This is a genomic window from Bacillus cereus group sp. N11, from assembly GCF_016483605.1.
Lineage (GTDB): Bacteria > Bacillota > Bacilli > Bacillales > Bacillaceae_G > Bacillus_A > Bacillus_A toyonensis.
In genome coordinates, this window is the sequence record NZ_JAEHBN010000003.1 from 113,169 (window position 1) to 124,193 (window position 11,025).

Here is an 11,025-nt window from a genome sequence, read left to right on the forward strand (position 1 = left end):
AAATAAGATTAAATGGAATTTGCTACTATTTTTTTATAAAAAGATTCGATTCAGAAAACTAATACTAGTAAGTTCACTTGCGAAAAATTTATGCTCTTTCACAAATAATAAAATGTCATACTTTCTTAGAATTCTACAGATAGTATATAACATATTAAAGATTCTGATTTTTGGGCAGTCCAATAGCATTATACCTCTTGAAGTACACTACGAAAGAACATCGAATTAACACAATAAAAACCGTAGAAACAATTTATTTCTACGGTTTTTTTACTTACCCACGCGCTTTTTTATTATTGTACCACAATATAGTACTAATCTTTCATTTTGTCCAATATCAATAGTTTAAATGTACCTCAGCCTCATCTTACTACACTGGCCGCGACCTCCGGTACTTTTTGTTCTTTCAACATCAGTACGCTAGGATTGAAAGTCCAATTTCCCATAGGTGGCGCATAAGAATTGAAAGAGCTTATGCACTTCTTCCACTCTGGTGTATTTTTTATTGCTTCTTTTTCTGCATCTGTAATCCTAACCCATTCACCAGTCGCTCTAATTTTTTTCGCTTCTGGTTCAATATGCTTATTTAGTTTATCATCTTGTACCAACACATAGTTTCCTTCTGCATCCATATAATGGCTTAAATGCGTCGGCAATCGATTTGAAAAACTAGACCCATCAAGGGGCATTCTACTAGAATAGTGAGTCGCTTTTAAATGTTTAAAATCTAGTTTTACATAATAAGATTGTCGGTATCGTTCATTTGATGCACCCAAATTATCACTCATTCGGAATAGAATCTCATCATCAAATCTTTGTATATTTCTTCCCGCTATAAAGTCATCGAAGTATTTTGTGAGAAACATACTTTGTCCTCTAAAATCATTGACGGGCGCATCTGAATTTGTGAATTTTATAGAATGTTCAAAGTCAGTCCCATTCCATTTCGATCCGTATAAATAAAAGGGCGTAACTTGATTCGTTTTTAAGTTAACAATATATATAGTTGGAGCGTGAGAATAATAAGCCCTTGCATACGTAAACACATATTCATACTCCTCATTGCTTAACCACTTTAAGGGGTGAAATTCCATGTTTTTTAATCCTGGTGCAGCATAGGAACCCTTCATATTTTTAAATGAATCTAGTAGAATATCTTCTCCTGTTTTCTTATTTTTCATCATAACGTTGAAATCTGTATCGTTTAATTTATCTACCCTAAATTCATGATTTTCTGCTATATTTGTATCTGTTTTAGGCGATACTTCCTGGGTTATTTTTTGATTTACACTATCCTTCTTTTCTAATGTCTCTGCAAAAATATCTCTAGGTGTAAACAATGCCCCAACAATTAATACAGATCCAAAGAAAAAACTTAAAATAAATTTATTCTTCATAATTTCCCTGTAAAGTTGCTTTTGGAATCATTGATACTAAATTTCATGTGGAATTCAAGTAAAAAAGGAGTAAATTAATTTGTTCCTTTTATAATTTTTGGGACATTTATTTTTCTTCAGTTGATGGGCATGTAGCGGTATCCCTCACTATTAAATTTCAAATGCATGAAAATGAGAAAAAGTTTAAAATAATTTATATACAAATGAAATAATCCAGCGAGAGTTTCAAACTGTATACAATTTGCCTTTTCACACTAAAAAATGATACTAAGGTCATTGAAAGGCACCTCAGGGTGTCTTTTTCTTAATTCTAATCCGCGGTAACAAATTCATATTTTTATATAAAAAATGGAAAAATGTTTTATAATTCCATTTAGATTGATATTACGTTTTTAATATAAAACTTATAGAAAAATGGCGGTGATTGATTTTATGTTTAATATTTCAAAGAGTGCAATGATAAATACAATAAACAATATGATTTACAACATTGCACTTTATGTCTTTGTATTTATTATTTGCATGTGGATTTTAGTATGTATTGTTCGATTATTTGTAAGGGGATTATCTAGGGTAATACCTATAACGTATACACCTTCGTTGCAATCTAAAGGAAATGGAAAAAGAAAACAAAATAAAAAAAGGAATACGTTTTATAGAGTTCAATCAGTTGGAAAGAAAGCAAATACAAATAAAGTTGTAAATTCTGATTTGGATGGTGAAGATGATTTTAACGACTATTATGACGACTACAGTTCCCCTAGCTATTATAGCTCTTCTAATAGTTCAAGTTCTGAAAGTTCATATAGTAACTCCAATTATAACAGCACTTCTAGTTACAAAAATGAAGATTCCTCTAGGTATGATAGTCCTTCTTATAATTCTAGTTATAATAGTAACTCAGATGAAAATGATTACCAATAAAATACTAACTTGCATGATAGTGCATAATCTATTTGTCATAGAAATGCACACATCCATGTATTCAAAATATATTAAATTGCAACAATCATTTTGGTTAGGAATCTTATCCTTAACATTAAACTTAAGATGGTTCCATACGGAGAAAGGCGCCTTTGGTGTCTTTTCTTTGTATGGATCAGTACCAAGCTTCTAATATATTACGTAAGAACTTGACGCTATTTTAAATGGCTCAAAAAATAGACAATGATTTTCACCTCCAACTTCACAAAACAATTTTCCCTTTTTGATTTGCTCTATTTGACGATGTTCATGCAAATTGAATCATTCTATCCACTAAACAAGAAATAATTCTCCAAGAGCTGAATATATCAATCAATAAAGCAATTTTTCATATAATTGATTTCTTGTTTCATCTAAACCTATATCCTTAGACTTCTACGCTTGAAGTATCCTTTACGGATAAAACATTCCTTCACTACTACGTCAATTAAATCTTTTCTTGCTGCAGTAGTTTTTCTAATTCATGAAGAAATGTATGAGTTTTCTCAACATCCTTTAAGATATCCTCTAGGTTCTCATTTGCTACAAAATCTCTAATAGAATGGTTAAAAACCATTAACCTACCATGTCTATGCTCTATTTCTTTAAACCACACTTCTTTTTCCAAAAGCTTAAAATTTTTACGAATGACTTTTTCCCTTTTTGAAGGGATGGACATAAAGAGTCCTCCTAATACATCACCGATTACATCTCCCATGTGAAAACCTCCTTTTTCTCTATTGTAACATTTAGAAAAAACGATATACAGTAGCATTTCCAATACACTTCAAATAACGATTCGTTACCAATTAGAGTGAACGGTAGAACTTGCGTTATTGTTTTTTTTATCTCGACAAAATACGACATCACCATTTACCTTAATTTGGTATAATCATCTGTGGAATTTTACAATTTTCAAAATGGAGGAATTAAACATGTTCAAAAAGTTGAGTACCATTGCATTAGGAAGTGCTTTAGCGATGAGTCTAGTTGCTTGTGATGATTCGTCAAACAAAGCTTCTACAGAAAAGAAAGATGAACCAAAACAAGAGGCTAAGAAAGAAGCAAAACAAGACCAAAAACAAGAAACGAAAAAGGACGATAAAAAGAAGATAACGGTTGCCGATGTGGATACTATTAAAACTGGTGATCCTGTAACTGGTGAAGGCGGAGATAAATACGAGGATCTAGTTGCTAAATATGGCGAACCTGACATCAAATCTGATTCTACAAGTAAAAATATAAAAACGTATACTGCTAGTTGGAGTAAAAATGCAAAAGGTGGCACAGGAGCTAATTTCACCGTTAGTTTCATTGAAAAAGATGGTCAAAAGTTAGCAGTAAGTAAAACTCAAATAGGGATGGAATAAATAAAATATTTTTAAAATCATCCCTAACACAAGGAATATAGATACTTATTTTACTCTCAAAGGCTGAAACATAAACATAACTGCATAACTAATGAAAATAAACATAAAATAGACGTTCTACTCCAATTGGATAGAACGTCTTTTCACTTTACTTCATACATATATCAATTTTTCACTTATTCATTTTGCATTACAATTAAAAAATCGATAAATTCATCTTCATTTACAGGTTTACTGTAGTAATAGCCCTGAATTAGATAACATGCATTACGTTGTAACACTGTTAATTGTTCCTTCGTTTCTACCCCTTCTGCTATCACTTTCATGTTTAAAGTATGAGCAAGTGAAATAATGGTTTGTATAATTTCATCTCCATCAGTAGAAGTTCCAATCCTATTAACAAATTCTCTTGGAATTTTCAAAGTATCAATTGGATAAAGAGGCAGATACGCTAGTGAAGAATAACCTGTACCAAAATCGTCAATTGATAAATGTACACCAAATGATTTTAATGCTTTTAACTTTGATAAAGTTTCTCTTTCATCTACCATTGCAATTCGCTCTGTTAATTCCAAATCAATCGAATTAGCAGGTACTCCTATCTCTTCTATAGTAGATATCATTGTTTGAACAAAATCTTTCTGTTCAAACTCTATAGCTGATAAATTTATCCCCATCTTTAGATTTGAAAAACCCGCAGAATGCCATTCTTTCAGTTGTCGACACGCTTTCTGTAACGTCCACTTCCCAATTGAAATAATCTGCGCCGTTTCTTCTGCGATAGGTATAAACTCAAAAGGAGAAATCAGCCCAAGCTCTGGATGTTGCCAACGTATTAAAGCCTCTGCACCAATAACCTTACCTGCCTTACTATCAATTTGTGGTTGATACAATAAAAACAACTCATTATTTTCAATTGCATTTGGTAAATCCTGTTCTAATCGTAATCGACGGGTTACTTTTTGAGATAATGTCTCGTCATACATACAAACAGCATTGTTACCTTTTTCCTTTGCGCTATACATGGCAATATCAGCATGTTGTAAAAGTGTAGTAGTATTTATTCCTCCAAATGGATACACTGCTATTCCTATACTAAGAGATAAGTAAAAACTATGCTGATTTACAATAAATGGTTCTTCAGTTATACAAAATAGAGTTTTACACAAATCCAATAGCTGTTGCTCTGTTTGGTTATGGGCAATGATCGCAAACTCATCACCACCTATTCTTGCTAGAGGAATAGTCGGTGAAAGACATCTCCTAAAACGTTTGGCAACTTCCTTTAAAACCCTGTCACCAATCGAATGACCCAGTGTATCATTAATAGTCTTAAAGCGGTTTAAATCAATATACAGGAGCCCAAATTTATCCTGTGTTTTTTTCGCACGTTTAATGAATCTATCTAATTCTTGTTGGAAGAATATACGATTTCCAATCTCCGTCACCGTATCATGGAATGCAAGGTAATTTATCTCTTCCTGTTGTTGTTTCATCCTCGTTATGTCTTTTACCATTACATAACTCCCAAAAATTTGACCTTCTATCATAATAGGAACTATAGTGACATACCAAAAGAGCATGTCCTTCTCATTGTTATTTTTCACACGTAACTGTAACGAAGATGAACTACATCGTCTTCCTTTCTTTATAGCTGCTTCCAATTCAGATTTATCTTCATCTAAAAAAATAGAGAAGAACTCTTTCCCTATTAATGCAGCACTGTCTTTTCCTAATAACATACTTCCAGCCTGGTTTATATTTAATACGGTACCAGTTGAATCAATCGTTAAAATAGGATCCGGGTGATACTCAAATAATGACTTAAATCTCTCTTGATTTTTTACCAAATCATTAGATTTATTTATTAAATCCCTTGTTCTTTGAGATACTGTTTGTTCTAATTGATTATTAAACACTTTTAATGTTTTAGTTAACTCTTTGTTTTGCATCCGTACGATTGTATGACGAATCAGTACAAATACAAAAGCAATACAATTGCCTGTAATCAATGTAGCTGAAGAAGTTTGCTCTTTCAAAGTAAAGCCAATTAAGACTGCAACTGCAAGATAAGGGAATATACCAAGAAGTTTTTCTCCAAATGTCGGATTAATAATAAAATAATTTCTTTTAGAAGAAGTATTCTTTGGGATTGTAGCAGCAATAGCGATAAATAATAAGAAAACTCTATACAAACACCTTAAAAATATAACTGAACGCTCTGACAAATCATCCTGTAAGTAGAAATACAAGTAGTCCGTAATAGCCAATCCAGTTAATACTAGGATAAAAATAAACAATTTACTTTTTGCATTGAAAATAGCAGGTCGAAAGATTAGTGTAACTCCAAGTAATAGAAGCAATAAATCTATAATCGGAAAAATAAATGAGAGAAAAACATCTCCAATTGATAAGAATAAGATATTTGCAGATGGTTTATTAAATAGGTACCACTCTAATGTAAAAATAGCAGTAACAACAATGCATAAATCACAAAGTAAATACGCTTTCTCCCACTTGTTACATTCCATCATAATTTTATAAAAGAACGCAAAGAGAAAGAAGAATAAGAAAAACACCAAAAATACATCAGAGATATTAAAATTTTGTATTGGTAATTCTACATTAAGTACTTGAAAAGCAGATATGAAATTCCCTATCAAGAAACACCCTATCGCAATAATAATGCAAACCCAAAATACTCCTAACTTAATTTTTCTGGATAATATAGAATACAGTAATGAGATAAATACAGTAGTTTCAACAACTAAAGATGATAGTCGGATATTAAAATCTGATACGAAATAAAGACTCGGAAAAATAAATAAAAATATAAAGCAAAAACTTATATAAGCTATTAAAGCCAATAGCAATACATAAAATTGCACATATGCATGTTTACGCAATGGACTCCACCTTCTTGAAATTTTTCTATACTTTTATTAAGAAATGTCTTGATAGTGGCACAACTCCTACTAATTAAAATGTGTGCCACCTATTATCCATATTATGACCTTTTTAAAAGATTTCTTTCTACATACAACAGTCTTATTAACTTTTTGTAGATGTTTACAATTTTCAATACTGAGAATTCAAAATAGGATACGTTGAAAAATGTAATTTTTTAAGCATTTTCGCATCGTAAATTTGGATGGCACAACTTATCTACTCTTTAAATATGAGATAGAATCTCATCCTCTATTGAATTATAGTCAGTTTCTAACTGTCACACTTAAAAAGGAATGAAAAGATACTATCATTAACAAAGAAGTTCGAATTAGTTCACGACACAAACTGTAACTATTATAGTTACAACTTAGACTGATGTCAATTTCAAATTACAGATTTTCCAAACGGGAAAGCCCACTACGGTGCGATAGCACCCACTTTAGGGGTGGGATGAGAGTGAGGTCAAATGCGATGTACAAATAAAACACCGAAGGTATGTTCTGTAAATCAAGAATTTGAAATGGTATAATTTTCATAATAGACAAGTAAAAGTCTCTAAAACAATCTTGTTCTCTGAAAACAGAATACATATGAGGTTGGAGTAACAAATTCTTATACTCCGTAAAATGTATTGAGTCGTCAAGCACAAGACGCTAAAACACATTTGAGAACTCACAATCTGACTCGTTTGGTAATAGAATGAGTGCCGTATTTGCTATATGCACTGGATACAGAGTGGTGATGGCACACCGCAATCTTGCACGTCAGCGATACTAGAAATAGACTTCCCCTTTGGTAGCAAGAATCCCACTGACGTTAGTCAACTTGTGGCTTTAGCCGAGGGAGTGTCAAAAAGAGATAGAATGGTGTGGCTTTAATTCAAAACCATACCTGTTGTTTTAGAAAATGTATGGAACAATATTGTTATTTAATAAAATAAAAAAGCCTTGCTACATTTAATTTTACAGTAGTAAGGCTCTTTAAAGTGTTTTAAATAATTAAAAGGCATAAGCTCAGTTTTACTTTTTACCAGTAATATGCTCTTAAATTTATCTTTCTTGTCCATCTGTTTGATTGGCTTGGAACTCCATTTTTAATGCAATACTATCCCCTTGGAACACGTTTTGATCTGTGCCGTTGTCTTCAAATATAAACTTTATCCAAAACCAATCCATTTTCCCAGGTTTTAATCCCCCTGTTTCAGTCCACTTAGAATGAAATACTTTTTTGGAGGCAATCTCTGGGCCTTGTGATTTTAGTTCTGCAAGAGTTGTCTCGTATACAGGGCTTTTTTCAGGATCCCAATCCCAAAGAAATTGTACTTTAATATGTTTACCGAAATCTTCCGTAGTGTTATTTTGTTTTAAATCGTTTACAGTATAGTCTATTTTCATCATGAGATCTTTAATATCTAATGTACCACTATTTATTAAATTGAATTTCTTTAATATTTTGTCCCCAGGTTTTAAATTTTCTAAGTTAAGTGAAGTAGTTGGTTGCATAGCTAAATCCAATGTACCTGCAGCAAATGAATTATTTGTCACCACTTGATCGCTAAAATATGCATATGTTCCCCCACCAATTAAAGATAAACCAAGAGCGGCTGAAACCACTCCAACACCTAATTTTTTTTTCAATGACATTTTTTGTTCCTCCCATATCATTTTTATAATCTTTCTCCCTGGTCAACCCAAAAGGTTCCCGTAATACAGATATACCATGAATTGTGAAAAATTTATATTAAAAGAAGAAAATTCCTTATTGAGAAAATTATGTTATTATCTATCTCCTGTAAAGGAAAAGAATTTCATTATCCTATTATCTCCAAATGGATTAGCAAGTAAAAAATCAATAAAGAAGATTCCAGTGAATTATGGATTCTTCTTTATTTTGTATTTAGTATCTATTTATGAACTATAAACTCATATTTTGTTTTTTAATTCTAGTTGTGTTTATAATTAAGCTATTTTGATGGATTTGAAAGAAAGTGATTAATTATATAAAATTAAAAAGGAAAAAGCCATGATTAGATTTTAAATCTAGTCATGGCTTTTTCCTTTACATCTTTGCTTACACTTATATAAAACAACTCTAATCACATAAATTTCTTCATAAACAAGGCTATATTTTTTGTCTGCATATACATATGATATACAAATCTTTTACATAATATATGTGTTCCTATTTCATCTAATTCAAACTCTGTCGCAGTGTTACTAAGTAACTTATATGCTGCACTTCTTTCTATTCTTTCCCTGCCTACTCTTAATTAGATACTCATGATCTTCCATATCTCCAATGTACCTATTTAAATCTCTTCTTAATGCCGCAGTAATCTAGATACATTACTGCTTACCGCTCTTCATTTCAAGCGTTAAGATATAACTCCCTTTCAAACCTGCAACCTTTAGTTTTAAGAGGTCACTAATACGTAAACCTGTATTGTATAACTATTTTACTACATTGTTTGGGACAAATTTTAATTTAAACCATATATTATCTATATGTATTAAACCTTTTCTGTTTTTGGAAAAGAGATACCAAAAACTGTTTTATTCCATGGACTACTTTCAACCCATATCCTGCCCTGGTTTTTTTCTACTAAGGATTTAGCAATAGCAAGCCCTAATCCGCTACCTCCATTAATAGAATTTCTTGATTGGTCACCACGATACATTCGTTCAAATACATGATCCAACTCATGTTCCGCGATTCCCTGTCCTTTATCCCAAACAAGCAATTGGAATTCTTGATTTGATTCCATGAGTTCTATCCCAAGTACTTTTCCTTCTCTCCCATATATAATAGCATTTTTTATTAGGTTATCTATAATTCTTATAATACTTAGATAATCAGCTGTGATAAAACATTTTGTTTTTGGTAAACTAAGCTTTAACTCCAAATTATTCTTCTTGATTTCAGGCAAATACTCAATTAATACTTCTCTTATAATCTCAGTTAACTCTAGAAATTCAGGATTTATTAAAACTTCATCTGCATCTAGCTTTGCCATATTAAATATTTCATTGATTAATTGCTTTAAGTTGCTGGATTTTTTTGAAATAATTTCAAGATACTCTTTTTTTTCTTCTCGAGAAACAGCTATATCATCTTTTAAAGCATCAATATATCCTATAATAGATGTAAGAGGAGTTCTGATATCATGAGAAATACTTGATAAGAGTCTTTTTCTCGCATTTTGAGATTTAATGGATTCGATTTGAACTCTCTCTAACTGTTCAATTAATTCATTCACAGAAAATATCATTTTATTAAATACATTACCTTCATTTACAATTATCCTTGTTGTTAAATTCCCTTTAATTACACGTTGTAATTCCTTAATCATTATTTTCAAACGATTAACGAAGTGAAACCTTATAAGTAAGAGAAAAGTCGTAAAGAAAAATAGTACTATGTACAAAACAAGTTTATTTATTCCTAATAGCTGGTTATTTAAATCTGTAAAAAAAAGTCCTATAATACATAATAGTTGAAGAATATTAAGTAAGATAATTTTATCGCTATACATTTTGGTCACCTACAAACTTATATCCTATTCCCCAAACTGTTTGTATTAATTGAGGGTTAGAGGGATCCACTTCTATTTTTTTTCTAAGTTTTCGAATATGGACCATGACAGTATTATCATCCTCTAAATAGTTGTCCCCCCAAACATTACGGAACAACTGAGATTTAGTAAACACTTGCTCCGGATTTGAAGCGAAAAACCTTAGTAGTTCCATCTCTTTTGCAGTTAAAGGAATCTCTTCCCCCTCTTTGAAAACAGTATATTTTTTCATATCAATTGAGATTTCTTTAAACTCTATACGTGTTTGTTCTCTACCCCCTGCTTCACTTCCTAAAACTAAAAACCTCCTCATAAGAGCTTTAACTCTAGCTACTACCTCATTTATACTAAAAGGTTTTGTAATATAATCATCTGCGCCCATACTTAAACCTAATATCTTATCAGTTTCATGATTTTTAGCAGTGAGCATTAGAATAGGAACATTCGTTTTTTCTCTTAATTTTCTGCAGACCTCAATCCCATCAATTTTTGGCATCATAAGATCTAATATAAACAGATCATATTTGTTTTTATTAAATAACGAAAGAGCGTGCTCGCCATCTATAGCAACATCAACTTTATATAATTCTCGTTCCATATATTTTTTTAATAAATCTCTAATTTCTTTTTCATCATCCGCTATAAGAATTCTAATTTCTCGCAAAATAACACCTGCTTTCATAATTTCTATTATACATTTCCAAAATTATTGTGCTTATTCTCTTTAATTTACAGGTCATCAAAATAAGAAAATTGGCATTTCTTTAAAGAAATG

The 11,025-nt window shown here is 31.3% G+C and carries 8 protein-coding genes and 1 pseudogene; 2 read left to right on the forward strand and 7 right to left on the reverse strand.

Annotated features, from left to right (window positions below):
- Nucleotides 1–362: 362 nt before the first annotated feature.
- Nucleotides 363–1,397 carry a hypothetical protein gene (locus tag JDS98_RS06775; RefSeq protein WP_199633680.1) on the reverse strand — a complete coding sequence of 345 codons (1,035 nt, stop codon included), beginning with the start codon at nt 1,395–1,397 and terminating at the stop codon, nt 363–365.
- 432 nt (nt 1,398–1,829) lie between these two features.
- Between JDS98_RS06775 and JDS98_RS06780 the strand changes: the two genes are divergently transcribed.
- Complete coding sequence (locus JDS98_RS06780) at nt 1,830–2,321, forward strand: hypothetical protein (RefSeq protein WP_199633681.1); 492 nt, start codon at nt 1,830–1,832, stop codon at nt 2,319–2,321.
- A 487-nt stretch (nt 2,322–2,808) separates the two neighbouring features.
- On the opposite strand, the gene JDS98_RS06785 is transcribed toward JDS98_RS06780, so the two are convergent.
- Nucleotides 2,809–3,078: a hypothetical protein gene (locus JDS98_RS06785; RefSeq protein ID WP_000503055.1), complete on the reverse strand. Its 270-nt coding sequence runs from the start codon at nt 3,076–3,078 to the stop codon at nt 2,809–2,811.
- A 217-nt stretch (nt 3,079–3,295) separates the two neighbouring features.
- Here JDS98_RS06785 and JDS98_RS06790 point away from each other — a divergent pair, with 217 nt between their 5' ends.
- Nucleotides 3,296–3,730 (forward strand): hypothetical protein, encoded by a 435-nt coding sequence (locus tag JDS98_RS06790; protein WP_000473786.1) that lies wholly within the window; start codon nt 3,296–3,298, stop codon nt 3,728–3,730.
- A gap of 176 nt (nt 3,731–3,906) precedes the next feature.
- Here JDS98_RS06790 and JDS98_RS06795 read toward each other — a convergent pair whose 3' ends face one another.
- The 5 genes and pseudogenes from JDS98_RS06795 to JDS98_RS06810 form a co-directional block, all read right to left on the reverse strand.
- A complete protein-coding gene (locus tag JDS98_RS06795; RefSeq protein ID WP_199633682.1) occupies nt 3,907–6,636 on the reverse strand; it encodes a sensor domain-containing protein in 2,730 nt (909 codons plus the stop codon).
- 1,092 nt (nt 6,637–7,728) lie between these two features.
- A complete protein-coding gene (locus tag JDS98_RS06800; protein WP_046960325.1) occupies nt 7,729–8,322 on the reverse strand; it encodes a TasA family protein in 594 nt (197 codons plus the stop codon).
- Nucleotides 8,323–8,705: 383 nt separating this feature from the next.
- Nucleotides 8,706–9,123 (reverse strand): annotated as a pseudogene (locus JDS98_RS30135) (tyrosine-type recombinase/integrase); the annotation flags it as partial.
- Between the two features lie 65 nt (nt 9,124–9,188).
- Nucleotides 9,189–10,211 (reverse strand): sensor histidine kinase, encoded by a 1,023-nt coding sequence (locus tag JDS98_RS06805; protein WP_176549972.1) that lies wholly within the window; start codon nt 10,209–10,211, stop codon nt 9,189–9,191.
- Nucleotides 10,204–10,914, reverse strand: coding sequence for a response regulator transcription factor (locus JDS98_RS06810; RefSeq protein WP_097959390.1), 711 nt, complete (start codon nt 10,912–10,914; stop codon nt 10,204–10,206). Before JDS98_RS06810 ends, JDS98_RS06805 begins: the two co-directional genes overlap by 8 nt.
- Nucleotides 10,915–11,025: the final 111 nt, after the last annotated feature.